Here is a 25,658-nt window from a genome sequence, read left to right as displayed (position 1 = left end):
AGGGCCCGTCTCAGCCCCGGCCGGACGCCGTCTCGAACTCGGTGACCCAGTGCCGGGTCCGGTCCAGGTACGCGGTCTCGGCCGCCGCGCCCGTACGCCCGTAGGCGCCGTCGTACGTGACGTAGACCGGCTGCGGCGGCGCCGCGGCGGCCGGCTCCAACTGGCTGCCCTCGTGCCACTCGTTGAACGACGTGAGCGTCACCCAGTCCGCTGGACCGCCCTTCGCCGGGTCCAGCACGTAGCCCCAACTGCGGTCGTACACCGCGCCGTCCGCGCGGTCCACGGTCGGCGAGGTGTTGCCGGGCACGGCGCGGTCGTCGAGGTAGCCGGGGCCGATGGACGGCGCCCACACGTACCCGTTCTGCCGGCACCAGGCCGCCACACCGCCCCAGTCCGGGTCGTTCGCGCCCGCGATGGCGTCGTACGTGTAGATGCCGCCGAAGTGCGTGACGCGGGAGACGTCCGTGGTCTGCGCCATCACCAGCGCGCTGTCCCGGATCGCCGCGATCGGCGCCCAGTCGGTGACGTTCAGGCTGTTGAAGACGTAGTACGCGCAGCGCCCGCCCCGGTCCGCCGCCCGGTGGTAGGCGGGGTGGGCGCCGTAGTTCTCCTCCAGGTACGCCACGTCGTCGACCACGGACGCGGCTGTGCGCCCCGAGTAGGGCTCGATGTGCCAGGCGATCTGCAGCCCCGCGGTTGCCGCCGCGTCCAGCACGCCGGCCGCGAGCCGGTCCTCGTACCCGCCGCGGCCCCACCAGCTATACGCCAGCACGCCGATCCCGGCCTGCCGCGCCCACGCCATGTGCTGCGCGACGGCACCGTCGTAGTCGCCGGAGTCGTATGCGCCGAGGGCGGGGTAGAAGTCGGCGCCGATGTCGTCCGGCGGGGTGTGCCCGCCCTGCTGCCAGTGCACCCACGAGCCGTGGTGCTCGGGGTTTCCGTACCAGGAGTAGTAGAAGGCGTGCACGTACGGGGACGGCCCGGCGGCGCCGGCCGCGCGGGCCCCGGCGGCGGGGGCCGCGGCGGCGGACGGCAGGCCGCCCGCCGCGGCGAGGCCGGCGCCCGCGGCGCCGGCGAAGAAGGCTCTTCGGGTGGTCACGGTGGTGCTCCTCTCATGGGGGACGGGCTCCCGGCCCGTGGGGGTGAACCGGGAGCCCGGACGAGTGGACCGCTGTGCCGTGGTGCGCTGTGCGGGAGCGCTGTGCCGTAGGGGAGCGGGTCAGTCCTGGCCGGGCCAGGCGGAGCAGTCCTCCCAGGTGCCGTCCCAGCCGGAGTTGCCGCCTCCGTCGGTCAGTGTGAACGTGCCGCTGCCCTCCGGGTACGGGCAGTTGTAGACGCCGGCGACGCCGACGTCCGTCGCGGTGACGTCGCCGGCGGTCACCGCGCCCTGCGTCTCGGCCTGCACGACGACGCTGCCGGCGCCGGCCACGGTGGCGCCGTCGATGGTGACGTTCTGCACGGCCTTGCCCGTACCGCCGCCGGAGACGAACTGGAAGGCGCTCCACGGGCTGTCGGTGACGACTGTGTCGGTGATCCTGACATCCGCCTCGATGGCGCTGTCGTAGGAGTCGACGCGCATCGCGCCCATCGGGTGGTTCCAGTTGGGGTTCATCGCGCCGGTGCGCACCAGCTCGTTCCCCGCGACGGTGATGGTGCCGGCCAGCGGGTGGAACGGGTCCAGGAACTTCTGGTTGGAGATCGCGATGCCGCTGCCGAGCGCGTTGGTGTCGAGGACGCGGTTGTTCTCGACGGTGATGTCCGTGCCGCCGTAGATCGCGATGCCGTTGGCCAGGTTGGGCTGCGAGATGGTGTTGCCGGCGAAGACGCAGTCCACGTCGGGTGCGTTGAGCGACCACATGGCGAGCGCGTCGTCGCCGGTGTTGCGCAGGAAGTTGTCGCGCACCCGGACGCCCTTGGCGTTGCCGTTGAGGTTCAGGCCGTCGGCGGTCATGTCGAGGAAGCGGTTCCGCTCGACCACGAGGCCGTCGTTGGTGCCGGTCAGCCAGAGCCCGACCTTCAGGTGCTGGAGCCACATCCCGGAGACCGTGGACCCGGGGCCGAGGCTGCCGTTGACGAAGTTGTCCGGGTTGCCGTCGACCCGCTCGGTGACCTCGCCGATGACGGCGAAGTCGGCGAGGTGCGCGTTCCCGGCGGAGCCCGACTGGTTGACGAAGCGGGAGCTGTGCACCACGGAGTGCCAGGCGCCGGCGCCCTTGAGAGTGACGTTCTCGACGCCGGAGAGCTCGGAGCCGACCGTGAAGTCGCCCGGCGGGATCCACACCGTACCGCCGCCCTTCGCCTCGGCGATGGCGCTGCGGAACGCCTCGGTGGAGTCCGCCGCGCCGGTCGGGTCGGCGCCCTTGCCGACGACGGAGACGGCGCCGGCCGGCGGCTGGGAGGGCGCGGCGACCTGCTCGAAGTCGGCGACGTCGACGGTGTACGGGCCGCCGCCCAGGTCGTCGGCCTGGAGCCGTACGGTGTCGCCTGCCTTCAGGTCCTGCCCCAGCTTGACCCGGGCGTTGTCCAGCAGGTGGTGGGTCTTGGCGCCGGGGATCCAGGGGGTGTCGATGTACGAGTACGTGGAGGTGACGGCGAGCGACGCGTCGAGCTTCGCGCCGTTGGCGTAGACGGCGAGGCTGCCGGACTTGCCGTCGGGGACGCTGTACGCGACGTTCACGGCGTTCGCCGGCGCGGTGAGCGTGAACTCGACGTACTCGCCCCGGGCGTCGAGCCGCACCGCCTGCCGCCCGGACGACTCCGAGGCCAGGGTGCCCTGGGTGTAGTCGGGGCCGACGGGGCTGCCGTTGGTGTCCGCCGCCTCCGCCTCGATCGAGACGAACGGCAGGTCGGCGCCCGCCTTCGGCGCGCCGTGGGCGCCGCCGGGCACGGCGACGAGTACCGCGGCGGCGGCCACGGACGCGGCCAGCATGATCCTTCCTGTGCGTGCCTTGCGCATGGCGTACCTTCCCGTGGGGGGTGGGTGGGGGGTTGTAATGGGTCGGCGGTCCGGCCGCGCGGCGCAGCGGTCCTAGATGCGCAGCCAGACCGCCGTGTCCCGCGGCAGCCGCCCGTCGTCCAGGGGGCCGCTGCCGATCAGGACGTCTCGGTGGGCCGGGAGCGGTGCGGGCTCCGCGGCGAGGTTGACGACGCAGACGAACGCGTCGGAGCGGGCGAAGGACAGCACGCCGGCGGGGGCGTCGAGCCAGCGCATCGGCCCGTCGCCGAGCCCCGGCTCGCCGCGGCGCAGCCGCAGTGCGTCGCGGTAGAGGCGCAGCATCGAGCGCGGGTCGTCCTCCTGGCGCCCGACGGCGTACGTGCCCCAGCCCGCCGGCTGCGGCAGCCACGGCTCGGCCGGTGCGACGCCGTCGCCGGCCGCCGGCGTGCCCCCGGCCGCGGGGCCGCCCGCGGCCGCCGGGCCGCTGAACCCGTACGCCGGTCCGCCGGGACGCCACGGCAGCGGCACCCGGCAGCCGTCCCGCCCCGGGTCGCGGCCCTCGGAGCGGAAGTGCATCGGGTCGACGATGCGGTCCCGGGGGATCTCCGCCTCCGGCAGGCCCAGTTCCTCGCCCTGGTAGAGGTAGACGGAGCCGGGCAGGGCGAGCGAGAGCAGCGCCGCGGCGCGCGCCCTGCGGGTGCCGCGCACCAGGTCGGTCGGGGTGCCGAAGCGCTTGGCGGCGAAGTCGAAGCCGGTGCCCGGGTCGGCGTCGTCGCGGCCGTAGCGGGTGACGGTGCGGGTCACGTCGTGGTTGCACAGCACCCAGGTCGCGGGCGCGCCGACCGGGGCGTGGTATTCGAGCGTGGTGTCGATGGACGCGCGCAGCTCGGCGGCGTCCCAGGGGCGGGCGAGGAAGTCGAAGTTGAACGCGGTGTGCAGCTCGTCCGGGCGCAGATAGCGGGAGAAGCGCTCCGGCTCCGGCACCCACAGCTCGCCGATGAGCACGCCGTCGTACTCGTCGGCGATGGCCCGCCACGAGCGGTAGACGTCGTGCAGCTCGTCGCGGTCGACGTACGGGCTGGGCTCGCCGCGCGGGTCGTCCTCGTCCCAGTCGGGCAGCTCGGGGTCCTTGGCGAGCAGGGCGGCGGAGTCGATGCGTACGCCCGCGGCGCCCCGCTCGAACCAGAAGCGCAGCACGTCCTCGTGCTCCCGGCGCACCGCCGGGTGGGCCCAGTTGAGGTCCGGCTGCCGCTCGGAGAACAGGTGCAGGTACCAGTCGCCGTCGGCGTGCCGGGTCCAGCACTCGCCGTTGAACTGGGAGGGCCAGTTGTTCGGCGGCAGTTCGCCGTCCGGGCCGCGTCCGGCGTGGAAATGGAACAGCTCGCGCTCCGGGCTGCCGGGCCCGGCGGCCAGCGCGGCGCGGAACCAGGGGTGGGCGTCGGAGACGTGGTTGGGCACGATGTCGACGATCGTGCGGATGCCGAGGGCGCGGGCCTCGGCGATCAGCTTCTCGGCCTCGTCCAGGGTGCCGAACGCCGGGTCGATCGCCCGGTAGTCGGCGACGTCGTAGCCGCCGTCGGCCATCGGCGAGACGTACCACGGGGTGAACCAGATGGCGTCCACGCCCAGCTCGGCGAGGTACGGCAGCCGGGCGCGGACGCCGGCGAGGTCGCCGGTGCCGTCGCCGTCGCCGTCGGCGAAGCTGCGTACGTAGACCTGGTAGATGGCGGCGTCGCGCCACCAGCTCGTATCCGACACTGAATCCCTCACAGGAAATCCCTACTGGTTCAGGAAGAGGGCCCTTACCGTCAGCCCTTGAGGCTGCCGGCGGTCAGGCCGTGCATGATGTTGCGCTGGAAGACGAGGAAGATCACCAACGTGGGCACCGAGGCGATCGCGAGGGCCGCGATGAGCTGGTTCTCCGGCACGCTCGTGCCCAGCGAGTAGATGCCGACGTTGAGGGTCTGCTTCGACGGGTCGGGCAGGGTGAGCATCGGCCAGAGGAAGTCCTTCCACACGGCGACGACCGCGAAGATCGACACGACGCCGAGGATCGGCCGGGACATCGGCAGGACGATGGACCGCAGCGTGCGCATCGGCGATGCGCCGTCCATGGCGGCGGCGTCCATCAGCTCCCGGGGGATGGAGTCGAAGAAGCGCTTGAGCAGGAAGATGTTGAAGGCGTTGGTGACCGACGGGAGCCAGATCACCCACGGCGAGTTGATGAGGTTGCGGTCGACCGCCGGCACGTCGAGCACCGTGAGGTACTGCGGTACGACGAGCACCGTGGCCGGGATCATCAGCGTCGCGAGCATCGCGCCGAGGATGACCTTGCCCAGCACCGGGCGGAGCTTGGACAGCGAATACGCCGCGGCCACGTCGAAGACGAGCTGGAAGGCCAGCGCGCCGAAGGCGTACACGCAGGTGTTGAGGAGCAGTTGGGACAGGTCCAGCACGCTCCACGCCTCGGAGTAGTTCTCCGGCTGCACCTCGCCCGGCACCAGTGTCGGCGGGGTTTGCGCGAACTCCTGCGAGGACTTCAGCCCGCTGGTCACCATCCAGTACAGCGGCCCGATGAACGCCAGCGTGAAGACCACCATGACCAGCGCGAAGGCGGTCCAGTACAGGGCCTTTCCGCGCGGCCTGGCCAGCACCGCCGGCGAGATCAGCGTCCTTTGTGATTCGGCCATCTGGGATCTCCCGGCTTCAGTCTTCGCTGCCGCGGTCGAGGCGTACGAACGCGGCCGAGAAGACGGCGAGCACCAGCATCAGGACGACCCCGAGGGCCGCGGCGCTGCCGTAGTTGTTGAAGGTGAAGGCGTACTGGTAGATGAGCTGGACGACGGTGAGCGTCGAGTTCTCCGGGCCGGCGCCGCCGGTGAGCAGGAAAGGCTCCACGAAGACCTGCATCGTGGCGATGATCTGCATCAGCAGCATCAGCGACAGGATGAGCCGGGTCTGCGGGATGGTGACGTGCCAGATCTTGCGGAAGAGCCCGGCGCCGTCCAGCTCCGCGGCCTCGTACAGCTCGCCCGGGATGCCCTGCAGCGCGGCCAGGTAGATCAGCGTGGCGGCGCCCATGTTCATCCAGGTGGCGGCGATGACGACGGAGATCATCGCGGTGTCGCTCGACTGCAGCCAGTCCTGCGCGGGCAGGCCGAAGGTCTCCAGGATGCGGTTGAAGAGCCCGTAGCCCGGGTCGTAGAAGTACTTGAAGAGCAGCACGGAGGCGACCGGAGGCAGCATCACCGGCAGGTACACCAGGACCCGCAGGTACGCGCGGCCGTGCCGGAACTCGTTCAGCACGATGGCGACGGCGAACGGCACGGCGAAGCCGAGGAGCAGCGCGAGCCCGGTGAAGGCGAACGTGTTGCGCCACGCCTGCCAGAAGGCCGGGTCGTTGAAGACGTAGCTGAGGTTCGACCAGCCCGCCCAGACGGTCTCGCCGTCCTCGTTCTTCTGGAAGGCCAGGATGAACTCCCTGACCATCGGATACCAGGAGAAGAGCGTGAAGCAGAGCACGGCGCCGATGAGGAAGCCGTGCGCGGTCAGGTTGCGGCGCAGCGCGCGGCCGAAGTCCTCGCGGCCCGCGCGCCGCCGGCCGGCGGGCCGCCCCTGGGCGGGGGCGGCCGGCCGGGAGAGGGTGGGCGCCGCCATGGCTACTGGTTCGCGAGGACCTGGTTGACCTGGTCCTCGGCGGTGTCGAGCAGCCCGGCGGGGTCGGCGTCCTCGTTGGTGAGCACGCCGGACATCACCGTGTCGAGGACCTTGTAGATCTCCTGGGCCTTGGGCGGCTCGGCGCGGCCGGGGACAGGGTTGTCGCGGAACGGCTGGAAGTTCTCGACCGGCATGGTGGAGTGCTCGGCGCGCAGCTCGTCGTCCCGCTGCTTGCTCCCGCCCTTCCAGAAGTCCGGCTGGGGCAGCCCGACGGGCAGCTCGTCGGCCTTCGTACGCGCCCAGTCGAACTGGCCCTTGCCCGGGGTGAGGAACTTGAAGTTCAGCCAGGCGAGGGCGGCCTTGATCTGGTCGGGCGAGCTGCCCTTCTTGATCAGGTAGTCGTTGCCGCCGAAGAGGGTCGCCTCGCCGCCGGGCATCGGGCCCATGCCGAAGTCGGCGTAGTCACCGCCCAGTTGCTGGACCATGTACGTGATGTCGTCGGGCGCGGCGAGGAACATGCCGAGCTTGCCGGACGCCATCTGCTTCTGCAGGTCGCCCCACTTGAGCAACTGGGTCTTGCCCATGCTGTCGTCCTCCCAGCGCATCGCGTGGAGGTTCTCGACGTACTCGCGGCCGGTGTCGTCGTTGAACGCGGCCTTGGTGCCGTCCGCCGAGACGATGTCGCCGCCGAGGCCGTACATCGAGGCGGTGAAGTGCCAGCCGCCGTTGTTGCCCGCGCTGTACTCGCCGAAGCCGCTGATGCCGCCGCCGAGGCCGGATATCGCCTTGGCGGCGGTACGGACCTCGTCCCAGGACGTCGGCGGGTCGTCGGGGTCGAGGCCGGCCTCCTCGAAGAGCTTGCGGTTGATCAGCAGGCCCATGGTGTAGTTGCTGGTCGGCAGCCCGTAGAGCTTGCCGTCCTGCTTGAGGACGTCGAGGACCTGCGGGTCGATGTCCGCGAGCGCGGGGACCGTCTTCTCGTTGACGTACGCGGTGATGTCCGCGGCGCCGTCGTTGTCCAGCACCTGCTGCAGGTCGGTGAAGTACGTGTAGAAGGCGTCCGGCTGGGACTTGGCCTTGAGCATGGCCGTGAACCGCGGGGGCTCCAGACAGGGGTCGGTCTGCTTCCCCTCGATCGTGACGTTCGGGTACTCCTCGTTGAAGGCCGCTACGTCCTCTTTCCACTCCTTCAGCTCGGCCTTCTCGGCCGCCGGGGGCATGCAGTCGATCGTCAGGGTGACCTCGGTCTCCGGGTCCAGCGGGGCGGCGGCGTCGGCCGGATCGGCCGCGTCGTCCCCGCCGCCCTCGTCGGAGCTGGAGGTGCCGCAGGCGGCGACGAGCGCCAGGGCGGCGCTGACGGCGAGGGCGGCGCTGGTACGGCGGAACCCGGTTTGTCTCATCTCGGTGACCCCTCTGGGCAGGAGCGGGAAGCCACGGCTGCACGCTGCCGTGGCGCGCACACTCAACCACCGTCGACAGGTCTTCGCAATATCTCGCGCGGAAGTTGCAAGAATGAGACTGGAAAATGAAGATCCCTCACCGAGCGGGGCCGGTGGAGCCGCGCACCACCAACTCCGGCTCGAACAGCAGCTCGTCGGCCGCCACCGGGGCGCCGCCGATCTGCGCCGACAGCAGCTCCACCGCCGCCCGGCCCATCGACTCGATCGGCTGCCGCACCGTCGTCAGCGGCGGCGACGTGCAGTTCATGAACGCCGAGTCGTCGTACCCCACCACCGACACGTCCCCCGGCACGTCCAGGCCGCGCCGCCGCACCGCCCTGATCACCCCGAGCGCGAGCGGGTCGCTGGCGCACACGAAGCCCGTGACGCCGTCCTCCAGCATCCGCGTCGCGGCCGCCTGCCCGCTCTCCAGCGAGTACTGCGCCCGCGCCACCCGCGACTCCGGCAGCTCCAGGCCGGTCTGCCGCGCCAGCTCCTCGGCGGCCGCGAGCTTGCGGGCCGAGGGCACGTGGTCGCCGGGGCCCAGCAGCATGCCGATGCGGCGGTGCCCGAGCGACGCCAGGTGGCGCCACGCCTGCTCCACGGCGACCGCGTCGTCGCAGGAGACGCGGGGGAAGCCCAGGTCCTCGATGGCGGCGTTGATCAGCACCACCGGGATGCGCCGCTCGGCCAGCCTGCGGTAGTGCTCGTGCGGCGCGGCGGACTGCGCGTACTGGCCGCCGGCGAACACCACGCCGGAGACCTGCTGTTGCAGCAGCAGGTCGACGTACGCGGCCTCGGAGACGCCGTTCTTCGTCTGGGTGCAGAGCACCGGGGTGAGGCCGAGCTGGGCCAGCGCGCCGCCGACCACCTCGCCGAGCGCGGGGAAGATCGGGTTCTGCAGCTCGGGCAGGACCAGGCCGACCAGCCGGGCGCGCTCGCCGCGCAGTTGCGTGGGCCGTTCGTAGCCGAGCACGTCGAGGGCCGACAGCACGGCCTGCCGGGTCGCCTCCGACACCCCGGGCTTTCCGTTCAGCACGCGGCTGACGGTGGCCTCGGAGACCCCCACCTTCTTGGCAACCTCAGCAAGTCGTCGAGTCATGGACGCAAGATTAGCGCAAGAAACGCAAGCTGCTTGCGGTGGGTGCCGGACCGATTGGTTCCGCCCATGTCAGCGGTACGGCGGGGGTGCGGTCGTACGCGGCGGTCGGCAGCGGCTTCGCGGGAACCCCGGGGTGCGCGGGACGCGGAGGGATCACCGGGACGGACGGGCCCCGCGGGACGGGGCGTTGAAGAACGGTTAGGCTCACCTTCGTGAGTACGTGCGCGACCGCCTCCGGAGAGCTGGCCGAACCGCTCGCCGGGACCGCGGCCGTCGCCGCGACCTGGCTGCTCGTCGAGCAGACCGGGCCGTGGGGGAACGAGGCGCTGACCCAGAGCCACCTCGACCCCGAGATCGGCCGCGCGCTGGAGGAGAGTGCCGAGGGCACCGGCGTGCGCGTCGCGCTCATCCGCCGGCCCGGCCGGCACGCCGACGTCCGCCGCTCCGCCGATGCCCGCCGTTCCGCCGGAGCCCGCCGCTCCGCCGCCGCCCGCCGCCCGGCCGGCCGCCGCGTTCTCGCCGCCCACACCGCCCCCGGCGGCACCTGGATCCGGGCCACCGACGTCCGCGACCCCGCGGACCTCGTCGGCCTCGACTTCGCCGCGCTCGGCCGCGGCGAGCACGCCGGCTTCGACGCCGCCCTCGGCGCCGGCCCGTACCGCGGCGAACCGCCGGTCTTCGTCTGCACCAACGGCCGGCGCGACCGCTGCTGCGCGCTGCTCGGCCGCCCGCTCGCCGCCGATCTGCACGCCGCGGGAGCCACCGCGACCTGGGAGATCACCCACATCGGCGGCCACCGCTTCTCGCCCACGCTGCTCCTGCTGCCGCACGGCTACGCCTACGGCCGCATGACCCCGCACGCCGTCAAGGAGGTCGTCGAGTCGCTGGCCTCGGGGCTGGTCGTGCCCGAGGGCTGCCGCGGGCGCTCGACATGGGAGCGGCAGGGGCAGGCGGCGGAGCTGGCGGTGCGGCGGCTGGCGGGTGCGTACGGCGCGGACGACCTGAGCGTCGTGCGTACGGACGTCGTGCGTACGGACGTCGTGCGTACGGACGTCGTACGTGCGGAGGGCGGCGGCGGCGACGGCTGGCTGGTGACCGTGGCGCACCGCGACGGACGGGCCTGGGACGTGCCCGTCGCCCCGCGGGCCGCCGCGGTGGCCACCCCGGCGAGCTGCGGCGCCGCGCCGGTGGCGCAGACGCGGATGGCTGCGGGGCCGCCGCGAGTGCACTGATCCCGCCGCCCGCATCGGGTGACTACTCTGCGTAGCCGGGCGAGGCTACCCTGGGGCGGGTGTGCGGGGGATCTGCAAGGGGATGTGCGGGGATGTGTGTCCGGGGGAGTGCCCGTAGCGCCCCGGTCGGTTACGGTTCGCGCTCATGGGCGCACCATCGACCGCACGCCGCGGCCGGCCCCGCGGCTCCGGCCGGCGGCTCGGCTGGCCGCGCCGTGTCTCCTCCCAGATCCTGCTCATGCAGCTCGCCCTGGCCACGGGCGTCACGATCCTCGCCGCGGCGCTGTTCCTCGCGCCGTACAGCGACGAGCTGGACCGGCAGGTGATGCGCCGCGCCATGGCCATCGCGCAGAGCACCGCCGTCGAACCCGGCCTCGCCGAGGCCCTGCTGACCACCCCCGCGGAACCGGAAGGACCCGTGCAGCGCCGCGCCGAGCGGATCCGCAGGGCCACCGGCGCCGAGTACGTCGTCGTGCTGGACAACCGCGGCGTGCGCTGGTCCCACACCCAGCCCGAGCGCGTCGGCCACCGCGTCTCCACCGACCCCTCCGCGGCGCTCGCAGGCGAGGAGTGGATGGGCATCGACACCGGCACCATGGGGCGGAGTGCCCGCGGGAAGGTGCCCCTCTACGACCGCGAGGGGCGGATCGTCGGCGCGGTGTCGGTCGGTATCCCGTACGAGGGCGTACGCGACCGGGTCATCGCGGCGGTCCCCGGCGTGCTGGCGTACGCGGGGGGCGCGCTGGCCGTCGGCGCGCTCGTCGCCTTCGCGCACTCCCGCCGGCTCCAGCGCCGCACCCGCGACCTCGCGTTCTCCGACATAGCCGCGCTCCTCGACGAGCGCGAGGCGATGCTGCACGGCATCCGCGAGGGCGTCGTCGCGCTCGACGGCAGCGGCCGGCTGCGGCTGGTCAACGACGAGGCCGCCCGGCTGCTCGGCATCGACCCCGAGCACACCGGCCGGCCCCTCGACGACGTGCTGCGCCCGGGCCGTACCGCCGACGTGCTCGCCGGCCGGGTCGACGGCTCCGACCTGCTGACGGTCAGCGACGGCCGGGTGCTCGTCGCCAACCGGATGCCCACCGCCGACGGCGGCGCCGTCGCCACCCTGCGCGACCGCACGGAGCTGGAGCAGCTCGGCCGCGAACTCGACTCCACCCGCGGCCTCATCGACGCCCTGCGCGCCCAGGACCACGAGCACGCCAACCACCTGCACACCCTGCTCGGGCTGCTGGAGCTGGGCATGACCGAGGAGGCCACCGAGTACATCGCCGAGGCCGCCGGCGCCCGCCGGGCCACCGCCGAGCAGGTCACCGGCCGGATCCGCGACCCGCTGCTGGCCGCGCTGCTCGTCGGCAAGGCGACCGTCGCCGCGGAGCGGGGCGTGCCGCTGGTGCTGACGGGGGAGCTGCCTGACCGGGCCGTGGACCCGCGCGGTCTGGTCACCATCGTCGGCAACCTCGTCGACAACGCCCTGGACGCTGCGGTGGGTTCGCCGGTCCCGCTGGTCGAGGTGGACCTGCGGGCGGACGGCGAGACGGTACGGCTGCGGATCGCCGACTCCGGGCCGGGCGTGCCGGCGGAGCGGCGGGAGCTGGTCTTCGCCGACGGCTGGACGACGAAGGAGCCGCCCGCGCACGGCAAGCGGGGCCTCGGGCTCGCGCTCGTGCGGCGGCTCGCGGAGCGGCACGGCGGCCACGCCGAGGTCGGCGAGCGGCCGGGCGGGGGCGCGGAGTTCACCGTCGTGCTCCCCGAGGCGCTGGCGCCGGCGGCCGGGCGCGTCCCCGGCAGCCTGCTGCCGGCCCCGTAGCCGAAGGGCCCGCCGCTACGCGGCCCCCGCCCCGGTCAGCGCCCGGACCTCTGTCTTCGCGTGCCGTACGGGATCGGCGGGCTCCGCGGACGTGACCGTGCCCAGCCAGCCCGCGAGGAAGCCCAGCGGCACGGACACCAGCCCCGGGTTCTGCAGCGGGAAGACGTGGAAGTCCACGCCCGGGAAGAGGGCGTCCGGGCTGCCCGAGACCACCGGCGAGAGGACCACCAGCAGCACCGCGGGGCCGAGCCCGCCGTACACCGCCCACAGCGCGCCGCGCGCGGTGAACCGGCGCCAGAACAGCGCGTAGAGCAGCACCGGCAGGTTCGCCGAGGCCGCCACCGCGAACGCGAGCCCCACCAGGAACGCCACGTTCAGGTCCCGGGCCAGCAGCCCGAGGCCGATGGCCAGCGCCCCGATGACCGCCGCGGCCACCCGCGCCACGGCCACCTCGCCGGCGCCCGCGGACGCGCCGTCCGCGCCCCCTGGCGTACGGCCCGCGCGGCGGCGCGCGCGGGAGTGGCGCACCGTCGCGTACAGGTCGTGCGCCACCGACGCCGACGACGCCAGCGTGATCCCCGCGACCACCGCCAGGATCGTCGCGAACGCCACCGCCGCCACCACCGCGAAGAGAACCGTTCCGCCGGTGGAGCCCGCGCCGCCGCCGAGGTCGAGCGCCAGCAGCGGCACCGCCGTGTTGCCCGACGGGTCGTCCGCGCGCACCGCCTCGCCGCCCACCAGTGCCGCGGCGCCGAAGCCGAGCACGATCGTCATCAGGTAGAAGCCGCCGATCAGCCCGATCGACCAGACCACCGAGCGGCGCGCGGAGGTGGCCGTCGGCACGGTGGAGAAGCGGGCCAGGATGTGCGGCAGCCCCGCGGTGCCGAGGACCAGCGCGATGCCGAGGCTGAGGAAGTCCAGCCGGTCGGCGAGCCCGCCGCCGTACGCCAGCCCCGGGGCGAGGAAGTCGGAGCCGTGGCCGCTGCGCCCGGCCGCGGCCTCCAGCAGCGCGCCGGGATCGCCGTGGAAGCGCAGCAGCACCAGCACGGTGAGGGTGAGCGCCCCGGCCAGCAGCAGCACGGCCTTGACGATCTGGATCCAGGTCGTCGCGCGCATCCCGCCGAGCACGACGTACGTGACCATCAGCGCGCCGACGCCCGCGACCGCCGCGGTGCGCGCGCCGGGGCCGGTGTGGCCGCCGGCCAGCAGCGCCACCAGGCTGCCCGCGCCGACCATCTGCGCGACGAGGTAGAGCACCGAGACCGTGACCGACGAGATGCCGACGGCGAACCGCACCCGCGGCCGGCGCAGCCGGGAGGCGACGACGTCGGCGAGGGTGAACCGGCCGCAGTTGCGGACGAGTTCCGCGACGAGCAGCAGCACGACGAGCCAGGCGACGAGGAAGCCGACGGAGTACAGCACGCCGTCGTAGCCGTAGAGCGCGATGAGGCCGGAGATGCCGAGGAAGGAGGCGGCGGACAGGTAGTCCCCGGAGAGGGCGAAACCGTTCTCCATGGGGGTGAAGAGCCGGCCGCCGGCGTAGAACTCCTCCGGTGAGCCGTGCCGCCGCCGGCCTGCCCACAGCGTGATGGCCAGCGTCAGCGCCACGAACGCGCAGAACAGCAGCAGCGCGAGCTGCCGGTGTTCCCCGGTCACCGGCCCGGCTCCGTCTCCTGGCGCGCGGGGGCGGGGTTGCCGTCCTGGCGGCGGGTCCGCATGGCGATGTCCCAGCGCAGGTCGAGCGCGGCGGGGTCACGGCGCAGCCGGGCGTGCCGGGCGTATGCCCAGGTGAGCAGGAACGTCGTCGCGAACTGGCCGAGTCCGGCGAGCAGCGCGACGTTGACGGGGCCCGCGACCCGGCGGCCCATCAACTCGGGCGCGACGGTGGCGGCGACGACGTACGCCAGGTACCAGGCGAGGAACGCGAGCGCGGCCGGCACGACGAAGCGGCGGTACCTGGTGCGTACACGCTGGAACTCGGGGGTGGCGTGGATGGCGAGGTACACGGCGTCGTCGGCTTCGTCATCGCCGTCCCGCGCACCGGAGCCGGCGCGCTCCGCGGCCCGGGAAGGCGGCGGCGCGGCGGGCTCCGGCTCCCAGCCGTCCCAGCCCCAGCCGGGGGCCGGGGCGGCGGGCACGTAGAGCTGCTCGCGCCGGTCGGTCGGCGCGGTCCTGGCGGGCCAGGGCGACGCGGCCGGCCAGGACGACGCATCCGGGCAGGGGTGCACGTCCGGGCAGGGCTGCACGTCCGGCCAGGGCTGTGCCTCCGGCCATGGCGACAGGTCGGAACGGCCGGACCAGTCCGGCCGTTCCGACCACGGATCGCGGGGCGGGGCCGGTGGGGCCCCCTCGGGCCCCTGGGGGTTGTTCACCGGAGTGCTCTCCTCGCTCGGCGGGGTTGCCGACTGCCCAGAATGAGCAACGCGGGAAGATCACAGACGGGGCATTCCCGACCCTTCACACCTTCAGGTGAAGGGCCCTGGCAATCTCCTCTTCCTGGGCGTTCCCTCCCGTACACACGACCGCGACGCGCTGCCCGGCGAACGCGTCCGGGTGCGTGTACAGCGCCGCGAGCGCCGCGGCGCCCGCGCCCTCCGCCAGCGTGTGCGCGTCGCGCAGCAGGCTGCGCTGGGCGAGGGCGATCGCGTCGTCGTCGACGAGGAGGAAGTCCGCGAGCCCGGTGCGCATCAGCGCCTGCGGCAGCGCGAAGCCGGTGCCGGTGGCCAGCCCCTCGACCCGGGTGCGGTTGGGGCGTTCGACGAGACGGCCCGCGCGCCAGGACTCGTACGCCGCCGGGGAGGCCGCCGACTGCACCGCCACCACCCGGCAGTCCGGGGCGACGGCCGCGGCCACCAGGCTCGCGGCCGCGGCGCCGCTGCCGCCGCCGACCGGGACGATCACCGTGTCCAGGTCCGGCGCCTGCTCGAACAGCTCCAGGTACGCGGTGGCCACGCCGGCGACGATCTCCGGCTCGTCCGCGGCGCTGACCGGCCGGGCGCCCCGCTCGGCGGCCAACTGCGCGGCGTACGGGCGGGCTTCGTCGAACGTCGCGCCGTGCTGGATCAGTTCCGCGCCGAGGGCGGTGACGGCGCGCACCTTGGCGGGGTTGGCGCGCTCCGGCATCACGATCGTGCACGGTGCGCCGTGCCGGGCGGCGGCGTAGGCGAGCGACTGGGCGTGGTTGCCGGTGGAGTAGCCGACGATGCCGCGGGCGCGCTCCTCCGCGGTCATCGAGGCGAGCAGGGCGAGGCCGCCGCGTACCTTGAACGCGCCCGTCGGCTGGGTGTTCTCGTGCTTGACGAACAGCGCCGCTGCGGCCCCGCGGTCCAGCGCGGCGTACGACCAGAGCGGGGTGGGCGGCAGCACGTCGCGGACCAGCCGGCGGGCGAGCAGGGCGTCGGTGACGGTCGGAGTCCTCATGGCCCCACGCTGGCAGCCGCCGGGCCCCGGGTCCAGCACGAGGATCAGGCCGTACGGCAGAGGACCGCAGGAGACCGCGGAAGACGACCGGGAAGTGCCGGAGACCGCCGAAGACAGTCCCGGCCCCCGGCCCCGCGCCCGCCCGCCGCGGAACCGCGGACTACACCGGCCCGGCCACCGCCGTCACCTGCTTCGCCAGCGGTGTCCCCGAGCCGTCCCGGCGCGGGTCCGGCTCCGGCAGCTCCACCGGGGCGCCCGCACGCCCCGCCGCGCGGGCCGGCACCGGCCCCACCCAGGCGAACGTCACGCAGTCCTCGCCCTTCAGGAACCGCTGGCAGCGCACGCCGCCCGTCGCCCGGCCCTTCCGCGGAAACTGGTCGAACGGCGTCAGCTTCGCCGTCTGCACCCACGCACCGTCCAGCGCCCCCGTGGAGCCCGCGACCGTCAGCACCGCCGCATCGGCCGCCGGGTCGACCACGTGGAACGCGACGACCTTCGCGCCGTCGGCCAGCTTCACCCCCGCCATGCCGCCCGCCGGCCGGCCCTGCGGCCGCACCTGCCCCGCGGGATAGCGCAGCAACTGGGCGTCGCTGGTGACGAACACGAGGTCCTCCTCGCCCGTCCGCAGCTCCGCCGCGCCGACGATCCGGTCGCCGTCCTTGAGCGTGACGACCTCCAACTCCTCCTTGTTCGACGGGTAGTCCGGCACCACCCGCTTCACCACGCCCTGCTCCGTGCCCAGCGCCAGGCCGGGCGAGGACTCGTCGAGCGTGGTGAGGCAGACGACCTTCTCGCCGTCCGCCAGCGTGAGGAACTCCGAGACCGCCGCGCCGCCGGCCAGGCTGGGCCGGGCCGCGGTCTCCGGCAGCACCGGCAGGTCGATCACCGACACCCGCAGCAGCCGCCCCTCCGAGGTCACCGCCCCGATGTGCGCCCGCGACGTCGTCGGCACGGCGGAGACGATCACGTCGTGCTTGACGCGCTTCGCCGGCGCCGGCTCGCCGAAGGGATCGCCGTTGGCGGTACGGGCCAGCAGCCCCGTGGACGACATCAGCACCCGGCACGGGTCGTCGGACATCTCCAGCGGCACCGCCGCGGCCGGCTCCCCGCCGGCCTCCAGCAGTACCGTGCGGCGCTCGCTGCCGTACTTCTTCGCCACCGAGGACAGCTCCCCGGACACCAGCTTGCGCAGCTCCGCGTCCGACTCCAGGATCCGCGTCAGCTCCTCGATCTCCGCCGTCAGCCGGTCCCGCTCGGCCTCCAGCTCCAGCCGGTCGAACTTCGTCAGCCGGCGCAGCGGGGTGTCCAGGATGTACTGCGTCTGGATCTCGGAGAGCGAGAAGTGGCCGATCAGCCGCTCCTTGGCCTGCGCGGCGTTCTCACTGGCCCGGATGATGCGGATGACCTCGTCGATGTCGAGCAGCGCGACGAGCAGGCCCTCCACCAGGTGCAGCCGGTCGCGGCGCTTGGTGCGCCGGAACTCGCTGCGCCGCCGCACCACCGTGAAGCGGTGGTCGAGGAAGACCTCCAGCAGCTCCTTCAGGCCCAGCGTGAGCGGCTGGCCGTCGACGAGCGCCACGTTGTTGATGCCGAAGGTCTCCTCCATCGGCGTCAGCTTGTACAACTGCTCCAGCACGGCCTCGGGGTGGAAGCCGTTCTTGATCTCGAAGACCAGCCGCAGCCCGTGCTTGCGGTCGGTGAGGTCCTTCAGGTCGGCGATGCCCTGCAGCCGCTTCGCCCCGATGAGGTCCTTGACCTTGGCGCGGATCTTCTCCGGGCCGACGGTGAAGGGCAGCTCGGTGACGACGATGCCCTTGCGGCGCGCGGAGACCTGCTCGACTGCCGCGGTGGCGCGGATCTTGAAGCTGCCGCGGCCCGTCTCGTACGCGTCCCGGATGCCGTCGAGGCCGACAACCCGGCCGCCGGTGGGCAGGTCGGGCCCCGGCACGTACCGCATCAGGGTCTCCAGGTCGGCGCCCGGGTGCCGGATGAGGTGCCGCGCGGCGGCGATGACCTCGCCCAGGTTGTGCGGCGGCATGTTGGTCGCCATTCCGACCGCGATCCCCGAGGCGCCGTTCACCAGCAGGTTCGGGAACGCGGACGGCAGGGCGACGGGCTCCTGCTCGCTGCCGTCGTAGTTGGGGGTGAAGTCGACCGTGTCCTCGTCGATCGACTCGACCATGAGCGTCGCGGCGGGCGCGGGGCGGCACTCGGTGTAGCGCATGGCCGCGGGCGGGTCGTCGTTGCCGAGGGAGCCGAAGTTGCCGTGGCCGTCGACGAGCGGCAGCCGCATCGAGAACGGCTGCGCCAGGCGCACCAGCGCGTCGTAGATGGCGGAGTCGCCGTGCGGGTGCAGCCGGCCCATCACCTCGCCGACGACGCGCGCGCACTTCACGTAAGAACGCTCGGGGCGCAGGCCCATCTCGTTCATCTGGTGCAGGATGCGGCGGTGCACGGGCTTCAGGCCGTCGCGGGCGTCGGGGAGCGCGCGGGAGTAGATGACCGAGTACGCGTACTCGAGGAAGGAGCCCTGCATCTCGTCCACGACGTCGACGTCGAGGATCCGCTCTTCGAACTCCTCTGGCGGCGGGGCACTGCTTCTGCGGCGGGCCATCTCGGCTGCTGCTCCTCATCGGCTCGTTCACGGGCGGTCGGCGTGCGCCCCCATTGTGGACCCACGTGCCGACATCGCCGACCACGACCCGGCGCACAGCCCCCGGCATACAGTGGGGGCGCGACACCGGACGTCCGGTGTCCCGCGTACAGCAGCGATCGAAGGGACTCCATGCCCATGGGTCAGACGGCCACCCCGCAGGCCAACTCAGGCGGACTGACACTGGAAGAACACCGCTTGGACAACGGGCTGCGGGTCATCCTCTCCGAGGACCATCTCACGCCCGTCGCCTCGGTGTGCATCTGGTACGACGTGGGTTCGCGCCACGAGGTGGCCGGCCGCACCGGTCTCGCCCACCTCTTCGAGCACCTGATGTTCCAGGGCTCGGCGCAGGTCTCCGGCAACGGTCACTTCGAACTGGTGCAGTCCGCCGGCGGCTCGCTCAACGGGACCACCAGCTTCGAGCGCACCAACTACTTCGAGACCATGCCGGCCCACCAGCTCGGACTGGCGCTGTGGCTGGAGGCCGACCGGATGGGCTCGCTGCTCACCGCGCTCACCGAGGAGAGCCTGGACAACCAGCGCGACGTGGTGAAGAACGAGCGCCGGCAGCGGTACGACAACGTGCCGTACGGCACGGCGTTCGAGAAGCTCGCCGCGATGACGTACCCCGACGGGCACCCGTACCACCACACGCCGATCGGCTCGATGGCCGACCTGGACGCGACCTCGCTCGCGGACTGCCAGGAGTTCTTCCGCACGTACTACGCCCCGGGCAACGCCGTGCTCTCCGTCGTCGGCGACATCGACCCGGCGCAGACGCTGGCCTGGGTGGAGCAGTACTTCGGCTCCATCCCCGCGCACGACGGCAAGCAGCCCCCGCGCGACGGCTCGCTGCCCGACACCCTCGGCGGCGCGCAGCGCGTGCCGCTCGCCGAAGAGGTGCCGTCGCGGGCGCTGATGGCCTCGTACCGGCTGCCCGAGGACGGCACCCGCGAGGCCGATGCCGCGGACCTGGCCCTGACCGTGCTCGGCGGCGGCGAGTCCTCCCGCCTCTACAACCGCCTGGTGCGCCGCGACCGGCTCGCCGTCGCGGCCGGGTTCGGGATGCTGCGGCTCGCCGGCGCGCCGTCGCTCGGCTGGCTGGACGTCAAGGCGTCCGGCGGCGTCGAGGTGCCCGCCATCGAGACCGCCGTCGACGAGGAGCTGGCGCGCTTCGCGGAACAGGGGCCGACGTCCGAGGAGATGGAGCGGGCGCAGGCGCAGATGGAGCGCGAGTGGCTGGACCGGCTCGCGACCGTCGGCGGCCGGGCGGACGAGTTCTGCCGCTACGCCGTGCTCTTCGGCGACCCGAAGCTCGCGCTCGGCGCGGTCGAGCGGATCCTCGGCGTGACCGCCGATGAGGTGCAGGCCGTCGCCAAGGCGCGGCTCATCCCGGAGAACCGCGCGGCCCTCGTGTACGAGCCCACCGCCCCCGCCGCCGACGAGAACGACGGTGCCGCGGGCGCCGAGGAAGACGAGGTTCAGGCGTGACCGCCGAGACGACCAGCACGATGACCTTCCACCCCCGCCCGCAGGGCGGCGAGGCGCGGCCCTGGGCCTTCCCGGCCCCGGACCGCACCGTCCTCGCCAACGGGCTCACGGTGCTCACCTGCCACCGTCCCGGCCAGCAGGTCGTCGCCGTCGAGGTGTGCCTCGCCGCGCCGCTGGACGCCGAGCCCGCCGGTCTCGACGGCGTCGCCATGATCATGGCGCGGGCCTTCTCCGAGGGCACGGACACCCACACCGCCGAGGAGTTCGCCGCCGAGCTGGAGCGCTCCGGCGCCACCATCGACGCGCACGCCGACCACCCGGGCGTCCGCGTCTCGCTGGAGGTCCCCGTCTCCCGGCTGCGCCGCGGCCTCGGGCTGCTCGCCGACGCGCTGCGCGCGCCCGCCTTCCCGGACGACGAGATCGAGCGGCTGGTCGCCAACCGGCTGGACGAGATCCCGCACGAGCTGGCCAACCCCGGCCGGCGCGCCGCGATGGCGCTGTACGGGGAGCTGTTCGACGCCGGCGACCGGCTCTCCCGCCCCCGCTGGGGGACGCAGGAGTCCGTCGCGCGCATCGACGCCGCGTCCGTACGGGCCTTCTACGACGCCCACGTCCGGCCCGCCACCGCCACCGTCGTGGTCGTCGGCGACCTGACCGGCGCCGACGTGGACGACGCGCTGGCCGGCACCCTCGGCGCCTGGTCCGGCACTCCCGCCGAGGCCCGCCCGCTGCCGCCGGTGGCCGCGGACGACACCGGCCGGGTCGTCATCGTCGACCGGCCTGGCGCGGTGCAGACGCAGATGCTCGTCGGCCGGGTCGGCGCCGACCGGCACGATGCCGTCTGGCCCGCCCAGCTCCTCGGCACGTACTGCCTGGGCGGCACCCTCACCTCCCGCCTGGACGTCGTGCTGCGCGAGGAGAAGGGCTACACCTACGGAGTCCGCGCCTCCGCCCAGTCGCTGCGCTCGCCGGCCGACGGCACCGGCGCGGCGCTGCTGGCCATCGGCGGCTCCGTGGAGACCGACGTGACCGGCCCCGCGCTCGCGGACACCTGGCAGGTGCTGCGCTCGCTGGCCGACGGGCTGACCGACGCCGAGCGGGACGCGGCCGCGGACTTCCTCGTCGGCGTGGCCCCGCTGCGGTACGAGACGTCGGCCGCGGTCGCCGGCACGCTGGCCGACCAGGTCGAGCAGCAGCTCCCCGACGACTACCAGGCCCGGCAGTACGCCAGGCTGGCCGATACCGGCACGGTGGAGGCGACGGCGGCGGTGCTGAGCGCGTTCCCCACGGACCGGCTCGTCACCGTGCTCGTCGGCGACGCGGAGAAGATCGCCGAGCCGGTGCGGGAGCTGGGCATCGGTGAGGTCAGGGTCGTGTCCGGCTGATTGCCGGCATTTACCGCGGGCCGCGCTGAACGGCCCGTAGCAGACCGGAAAGAGCCCGGCGGTGACGCCGGGCTCTTTCGCGTTCCTGCCGCAATTCGCATACCGCTGCCATACTGTTCACCCGGCGGCGCTAAGGGGCGTGGATGATGCGGTGTGCGCGGTGAACGGCGGTATTTCCCAGGCGGTGTGCTCGGCGATCCGCGACGACATCGTCTCGGGATTCTTCGCCCAGGGCGCCCGGCTCGCCGAGGAGCACCTCGCGCGCCGGTACGGGGTCTCCCGGGTGCCCGTCCGCGAGGCGCTGCGGACGCTGGAGTCGGAGGGCTTCGTCACCACGAAGCGGCACGCCGGCGCCTGCGTCGCCGAGCCCACCGCGCAGGACGCCGCCGACGTGCTGGAGATACGCGCGCTGCTGGAGCCGCTGGGCGCCGCCCGCGCGGCGCAGCGGCGTACGGAGGCCCATCTCAAGGTGCTGCACGGGCTGGTGCGGCTGGGCAGGGAGCGGGCGCAGCGCGGGCATGTCGCGGAGCTGCCGTCGCTGAGCACGTGGTTCCACGAGACGCTGGCGCAGGCCACCGGCAGCCGGAACCTCACCGCGCTGCTGGTGCAGGTGCGCCGGAAGGTGGCCTGGCTCTACGGGGCCTCGCCCGCGGTCCGGACGGTGGAGGCGTGGGACGAGCACGGCGCGATCGCCGACGCCGTGGCGCGCGGGGACGCCGAGCGGGCGCGGAGCCTCACCACGGCGCACGTGGAGCGCTCGGCGGGCGCGTACGAATTGCGCAGAACCGTGCGCGTGAGTTCCCGGAAACATGCCGTAAACACGGGAAGCGATCAGCCGTAACAATGACGTGCCCCGCGGAAATCGGCGGGGCGGGGAAAAATGCGGGACCGGCGGAATTCGAGCGGCGGTAACCGGCCAATTCAGTCCCGCGGGGTGCGCGGATTTTCGCGTACGGGCGTCAGACGGTTTCCGGCAGCTCGTCCAGGCCCTCCTGGACGAGCTTCGCCAGCCGGTCGAGCGCGCGGTCCGAGGCGTCGTCCTCGGAGGCGAGGACGATCTCGTCGCCGCCCTTCGCGCCCAGGCCCAGCACGGCCAGCATGGAGGCGGCGTTGACGGCGTTCCCGTCGGCGGCCTTCGCGATCGTCACCGGGATGCCGGCGGCGGTGGCCGCCCGCACGAAGATCGACGCGGGACGGGCGTGCAGCCCCTCGGCCCAGCCGACGGTGACGCGGCGCTCAACCATGGTGTTGCCCTTCCATCGTTCTAGTTGTCTAGACCATCCTTGCACGCGCGCCGAGGCGGCCTGACCGCGGTCGCACCGCGGCCGGCCTGTGCTTACGTCCGCGGAGCGCGGCCCTGCGCCGCCCGCCCCGGCCGCCCGCGGTGCCCGGCACGCCCCGCGGTCACCTCAGACTGCCCTGCCCGCGCCCGCTCCCGCCAGCGTGCGCGGACCGTAACCTGGGCCCCATGGCCACCCCGTCGGCACATGAGTACCCCACCCACTGGGAAGCCGACGTCGTGCTGCGCGACGGCGGCACCGCACAGGTCAGGCCGATCGTCCCGGACGACGCCGACCGGCTCGTCGCGTTCTTCGACCGGGTCTCCGACGAGTCCAAGTACCTGCGCTTCTTCGCCCCGCACCCCCGGCTGTCCGCCCGGGACGTACACCGCTTCACCCACCACGACTACGTCGACCGGGTGGGCCTGGCGGCCGTCGTCGGCGACGCCTTCATCGCCACCGTGCGCTACGACCGCATCGAGCCCGCCGCGGACGGTGCCACGCAGGCCGAAGTCGCGTTCCTGGTCCAGGACGACCAGCAGGGCCGCGGCGTCGCCTCCGTCCTGCTGGAGCACATCGCCGCCTGCGCCCGCGAGCGCGGCGTACGCCGCTTCGTCGCCGACGTGCTCCCCGCCAACAGCCGCATGATGAAGGTGTTCACGGACGCCGGCTACACCCAGAAGCGCAGCTTCGAGGACGGCGTCGTGCGGCTGGAGTTCGAGCTGGAGCCCACCGAGCGCTCGCTCGCCGTCATGCACGCCCGCGAGCAGCGCGCCGAGGCCCGCTCCGTCCAGCGGCTGCTCGCCCCGCGCTCCGTCGCCGTGATCGGCGTCGGCCGCCGCCCCGGCGGCGTCGGCCGCACCGTCCTCGCCAACCTCCTCGCCGCCGGCTTCACCGGCCGCCTCTACGCCGTCAACCACGCCTATCCGGAAGGCCGGGACCGGCTCCTGCCCGAGGACGTCCCCGCCCGCCGCTCCGTACGCGACATCGACGAGCCCGTCGACCTCGCCGTGGTCGCCGTGCCCGCCGCCCGCGTCCCCGACGTCGTCGACGACTGCGGCGAACAGGGCGTCCAGGGACTCGTCGTGCTCTCCTCCGGCTACGCCGAGGCCGGCGCCGCCGGGCGCGCGCGGCAGCGCGACCTCGTCCGGCAGGCCCGCGGCCACGGCATGCGGGTCATCGGCCCGAACGCCTTCGGCGTCCTCAACACCGCCCCGCCCGTACGCCTGAACGCCACCCTGGCCCCCGAACCCGCGGGCAGCGGCCGTGTCGGGGTCTTCACCCAGTCCGGCGCCATCGGCATCGCGCTGCTGTCCGGGCTGCACCGGCGGCCGGGCGCGGTGCTCACCGGGGTGTCCACGTTCGTCTCCGCGGGCAACCGCGCCGACGTCTCCGGCAACGACCTGCTGCAGTACTGGCACGACGACGCCGCCACCGACGTCGTCCTCATGTACCTCGAATCCCTCGGCAACCCGCGCAAGTTCACCCGCCTCGCCCGCCGCACCGCCGCCGTCAAGCCGGTCGTGGTCGTCAAGGGCGCCCGGCACAGCGCCAGTACGCCGCCGGGACACGCCGTGCCCGGCACGTCGGTGCCCGCCGAGACCGTCGGCGCGCTGCTGCGCCAGGCCGGCGTCGTCGCCGTCGACACCGTCACCGAACTCGTCGACACCGGGCTGCTGCTCGCCGCCCAGCCGCTGCCCGCCGGGCCGCGGGTCGCGATCGTCGGCAACTCCGACTCCCTCGGCCTCCTCGCGTACGACGCCTGCCGCGCCGCCGGACTGCGCCCGCTGCCCCCGCGCGACCTGACCGCCGCCGCGGCGCCGGAGGACTTCCGGGCCGCGGTCGCCGCCGCGCTGGCCGAGGAGGGCTGCGACGCGGTGCTGGTGACGGCCATCCCGTGGGTCGCCGATCCCGACGTGCCCGCGCTCGCCGCGGTGCCGGGACCGCAGGACGCCGGCGCGCTCGCGGACGCGCTGCGCACGGCGGCGGCCGGCGCGACGAAGCCGGTGGCCGTCGTCCACCTGGAGATCGAGGGCCTGCCCGGTGCCCTGGCGGCCCCGCCGGACGGCATCCCGACGTACCCGGCGGGGGAGCGGGCCGCGCGGGCGCTGGCGCAGGCGGTGCGGTACGCCCAGTGGCGCCGGCGGGCGGCGGACCCGGGACGGGTGCCGGAGTACGACGACCTGGACACCGCCGGGGCGGCCGCGGACATCGCCGGGCTGCTGGGGGAACGGAGCCCGGCGGCGGGCGCCGGCGACGGGGTCCCGCCCGACTGGGCGCCGGGCGGCGCGTGGCAGCCGGCGGAGGGCGAAGGCCCGGCAGGCCGGTCCGGTGCCGGTGCGGCCGGACCCGGGGGCACGGCGGCCGGAGCCGACGGCGCTGCCGCGGCCGGAGGCCCGGCGGGCGCCGCTGCCGGTACGGCAGCGGCGCCCGCTCCGTACCCGGAAGGCGTGCCCGTCGACGTCCCCGAGCAGGCCGCCGCGCGCGTGCTCCGCCGCTACGGGATCAATGTGCTGCCCGCGCTGCCCGCCCCCGACCCGGACGCCGCCGCGGCCGCCGCCGCCCGGCTCGGCTACCCCGTGGCGCTCAAGACCACCGCCGTCCACCTGCGGCACCGCCCCGACCTCGGCGGCGTACGCCTCGACCTCGCCGGCGAGGACCAGTTGCGCCTCGCCCACACCGAGCTGACCGGCACCCTCGGCGCCGCCGCCGAGGTGCAGCCCGTGGTGCAGGCCATGGCCCCGCGCGGCGTCGACACCGTGGTACGGGCCACCGTCGACCCCGGCGTCGGCGCGGTGCTCTCCTTCGGCCTGGCCGGCGCCCCGTCCGAACTGCTCGGCGACCTCGCGCACCGGCTCGTGCCCGCCACCGACCGCGACGCCGCCGAGCTGATCCGCGCCATCCGCGGCGCCCCGCTGCTCTTCGGCTGGCGCGGCGCCCAGCCGGTGGACACCGCGGCGCTGGAGGAGCTGCTGCTGCGGCTGTCGATCTTCGTCGACGAGCACCCCGAGGTGGTCTCCGCCGAGCTGTCCCCCGTCGTGGTGGCCCCGCAGGGCGTCAGCGTGCTCTCCGCCGCCCTGCGGCTGGCCCCGCCGCCGCCCCGCATCGACCTCGGCGCCCGCCGCATGCCCCGCTACTGACCCGCGGACCCCCGGCGCCGAGCGGTGCCGACCGGTGTCCCACGGCCCCCACCGGCCCGGATGCCGGCCCGCGCCCGCGCGGCGGCCGGTGCGCGCGCCAACCCGGGTGCC

The 25,658-nt window shown here is 74.0% G+C and carries 17 protein-coding genes and 1 pseudogene; 6 read left to right on the top strand and 12 right to left on the bottom strand.

The window, feature by feature from the left end:
• Positions 1–10: 10 nt before the first annotated feature.
• The 7 genes and pseudogenes from CXR04_RS07415 to CXR04_RS07385 all read right to left on the bottom strand — a co-directional run bounded on the left by CXR04_RS07415 (position 11) and on the right by CXR04_RS07385 (position 9,133).
• Complete coding sequence (locus tag CXR04_RS07415) at positions 11–1,099, bottom strand: glycoside hydrolase family 99 protein (RefSeq protein WP_101421074.1); 1,089 nt, start codon at positions 1,097–1,099, stop codon at positions 11–13.
• Positions 1,100–1,231: 132 nt separating this feature from the next.
• Positions 1,232–2,929 (bottom strand): annotated as a pseudogene (locus CXR04_RS07410) (glycosyl hydrolase family 28-related protein); the annotation flags it as partial.
• A 99-nt stretch (positions 2,930–3,028) separates the two neighbouring features.
• On the bottom strand, positions 3,029–4,693 hold the full coding sequence (locus CXR04_RS07405) for a glycoside hydrolase family 13 protein (protein ID WP_101421073.1): 1,665 nt from the start codon (positions 4,691–4,693) through the stop codon (positions 3,029–3,031).
• 50 nt (positions 4,694–4,743) lie between these two features.
• Positions 4,744–5,625, bottom strand: coding sequence for a carbohydrate ABC transporter permease (locus CXR04_RS07400; RefSeq protein ID WP_101421072.1), 882 nt, complete (start codon positions 5,623–5,625; stop codon positions 4,744–4,746).
• 16 nt (positions 5,626–5,641) lie between these two features.
• Positions 5,642–6,592 (bottom strand): carbohydrate ABC transporter permease, encoded by a 951-nt coding sequence (locus CXR04_RS07395; RefSeq protein WP_101421071.1) that lies wholly within the window; start codon positions 6,590–6,592, stop codon positions 5,642–5,644.
• Between the two features lie 2 nt (positions 6,593–6,594).
• Complete coding sequence (locus CXR04_RS07390; protein ID WP_101421070.1) at positions 6,595–7,992, bottom strand: ABC transporter substrate-binding protein; 1,398 nt, start codon at positions 7,990–7,992, stop codon at positions 6,595–6,597.
• Between the two features lie 136 nt (positions 7,993–8,128).
• A complete protein-coding gene (locus CXR04_RS07385) occupies positions 8,129–9,133 on the bottom strand; it encodes a LacI family DNA-binding transcriptional regulator (protein WP_047018487.1) in 1,005 nt (334 codons plus the stop codon).
• 212 nt (positions 9,134–9,345) lie between these two features.
• On the opposite strand from CXR04_RS07385, the gene CXR04_RS07380 reads away from it, so the two are divergent.
• On the top strand, positions 9,346–10,365 hold the full coding sequence (locus CXR04_RS07380) for a sucrase ferredoxin (protein WP_101421069.1): 1,020 nt from the start codon (positions 9,346–9,348) through the stop codon (positions 10,363–10,365).
• A 145-nt stretch (positions 10,366–10,510) separates the two neighbouring features.
• Complete coding sequence (locus CXR04_RS07375; protein WP_101421068.1) at positions 10,511–12,175, top strand: ATP-binding protein; 1,665 nt, start codon at positions 10,511–10,513, stop codon at positions 12,173–12,175.
• Between the two features lie 15 nt (positions 12,176–12,190).
• Here CXR04_RS07375 and CXR04_RS07370 read toward each other — a convergent pair whose 3' ends face one another.
• The 4 genes from CXR04_RS07370 to CXR04_RS07355 form a co-directional block, all read right to left on the bottom strand.
• Positions 12,191–13,831, bottom strand: coding sequence for a solute symporter family protein (locus tag CXR04_RS07370; RefSeq protein WP_101421067.1), 1,641 nt, complete (start codon positions 13,829–13,831; stop codon positions 12,191–12,193).
• On the bottom strand, positions 13,828–14,547 hold the full coding sequence (locus CXR04_RS07365) for a DUF485 domain-containing protein (protein WP_101421066.1): 720 nt from the start codon (positions 14,545–14,547) through the stop codon (positions 13,828–13,830). Before CXR04_RS07365 ends, CXR04_RS07370 begins: the two co-directional genes overlap by 4 nt.
• An 85-nt stretch (positions 14,548–14,632) precedes the next feature.
• The gene (locus tag CXR04_RS07360; protein WP_101421065.1) at positions 14,633–15,595 is read right to left on the bottom strand and encodes a threonine ammonia-lyase; all 963 of its coding nucleotides are present in this window, start codon (positions 15,593–15,595) and stop codon (positions 14,633–14,635) included.
• A gap of 160 nt (positions 15,596–15,755) precedes the next feature.
• Positions 15,756–18,209, bottom strand: coding sequence for a DNA gyrase/topoisomerase IV subunit A (locus CXR04_RS07355; RefSeq protein ID WP_101421064.1), 2,454 nt, complete (start codon positions 18,207–18,209; stop codon positions 15,756–15,758).
• 177 nt (positions 18,210–18,386) lie between these two features.
• On the opposite strand from CXR04_RS07355, the gene CXR04_RS07350 reads away from it, so the two are divergent.
• The 3 genes from CXR04_RS07350 to CXR04_RS07340 all read left to right on the top strand — a co-directional run bounded on the left by CXR04_RS07350 (position 18,387) and on the right by CXR04_RS07340 (position 21,968).
• The gene (locus CXR04_RS07350; protein ID WP_199850415.1) at positions 18,387–19,742 is read left to right on the top strand and encodes a M16 family metallopeptidase; all 1,356 of its coding nucleotides are present in this window, start codon (positions 18,387–18,389) and stop codon (positions 19,740–19,742) included.
• Positions 19,743–19,762: 20 nt separating this feature from the next.
• Complete coding sequence (locus tag CXR04_RS07345; RefSeq protein ID WP_199850609.1) at positions 19,763–21,127, top strand: M16 family metallopeptidase; 1,365 nt, start codon at positions 19,763–19,765, stop codon at positions 21,125–21,127.
• Between the two features lie 151 nt (positions 21,128–21,278).
• Positions 21,279–21,968, top strand: coding sequence for a GntR family transcriptional regulator (locus CXR04_RS07340; protein WP_101421061.1), 690 nt, complete (start codon positions 21,279–21,281; stop codon positions 21,966–21,968).
• Between the two features lie 118 nt (positions 21,969–22,086).
• On the opposite strand, the gene CXR04_RS07335 is transcribed toward CXR04_RS07340, so the two are convergent.
• Positions 22,087–22,371, bottom strand: coding sequence for an HPr family phosphocarrier protein (locus CXR04_RS07335; protein WP_047018496.1), 285 nt, complete (start codon positions 22,369–22,371; stop codon positions 22,087–22,089).
• 224 nt (positions 22,372–22,595) lie between these two features.
• Between CXR04_RS07335 and CXR04_RS07325 the strand changes: the two genes are divergently transcribed.
• Positions 22,596–25,547 (top strand): bifunctional acetate--CoA ligase family protein/GNAT family N-acetyltransferase, encoded by a 2,952-nt coding sequence (locus CXR04_RS07325; protein ID WP_101421060.1) that lies wholly within the window; start codon positions 22,596–22,598, stop codon positions 25,545–25,547.
• The last annotated feature ends 111 nt before the right edge of the window (positions 25,548–25,658 follow it).

Origin of the sequence: Streptomyces sp. CMB-StM0423 (assembly GCF_002847285.1) — a bacterium.
Lineage (GTDB): Bacteria > Actinomycetota > Actinomycetes > Streptomycetales > Streptomycetaceae > Streptomyces.
This window is presented reverse-complemented; position numbering and strand designations above follow the sequence as displayed.

Excerpts from the sequence above, each read along its gene's own strand:
- CXR04_RS07325 (WP_101421060.1), top strand. The coding sequence starts at position 22,596 with ATGGCCACCCCGTCGGCACATGAGTACCCCACCCACTGGGAAGCCGAC.
- CXR04_RS07400 (WP_101421072.1), bottom strand. The coding sequence starts at position 5,625 with ATGGCCGAATCACAAAGGACGCTGATCTCGCCGGCGGTGCTGGCCAGG.
- CXR04_RS07355 (WP_101421064.1), bottom strand. The coding sequence starts at position 18,209 with ATGGCCCGCCGCAGAAGCAGTGCCCCGCCGCCAGAGGAGTTCGAAGAG.
- CXR04_RS07350 (WP_199850415.1), top strand. The coding sequence starts at position 18,387 with ATGGGTCAGACGGCCACCCCGCAGGCCAACTCAGGCGGACTGACACTG.
- CXR04_RS07335 (WP_047018496.1), bottom strand. The coding sequence starts at position 22,371 with ATGGTTGAGCGCCGCGTCACCGTCGGCTGGGCCGAGGGGCTGCACGCC.
- CXR04_RS07395 (WP_101421071.1), bottom strand. The coding sequence starts at position 6,592 with ATGGCGGCGCCCACCCTCTCCCGGCCGGCCGCCCCCGCCCAGGGGCGG.
- CXR04_RS07385 (WP_047018487.1), bottom strand. The coding sequence starts at position 9,133 with ATGACTCGACGACTTGCTGAGGTTGCCAAGAAGGTGGGGGTCTCCGAG.
- CXR04_RS07345 (WP_199850609.1), top strand. The coding sequence starts at position 19,763 with ATGACCTTCCACCCCCGCCCGCAGGGCGGCGAGGCGCGGCCCTGGGCC.
- CXR04_RS07360 (WP_101421065.1), bottom strand. The coding sequence starts at position 15,595 with ATGAGGACTCCGACCGTCACCGACGCCCTGCTCGCCCGCCGGCTGGTC.
- CXR04_RS07390 (WP_101421070.1), bottom strand. The coding sequence starts at position 7,992 with ATGAGACAAACCGGGTTCCGCCGTACCAGCGCCGCCCTCGCCGTCAGC.
- CXR04_RS07375 (WP_101421068.1), top strand. The coding sequence starts at position 10,511 with ATGGGCGCACCATCGACCGCACGCCGCGGCCGGCCCCGCGGCTCCGGC.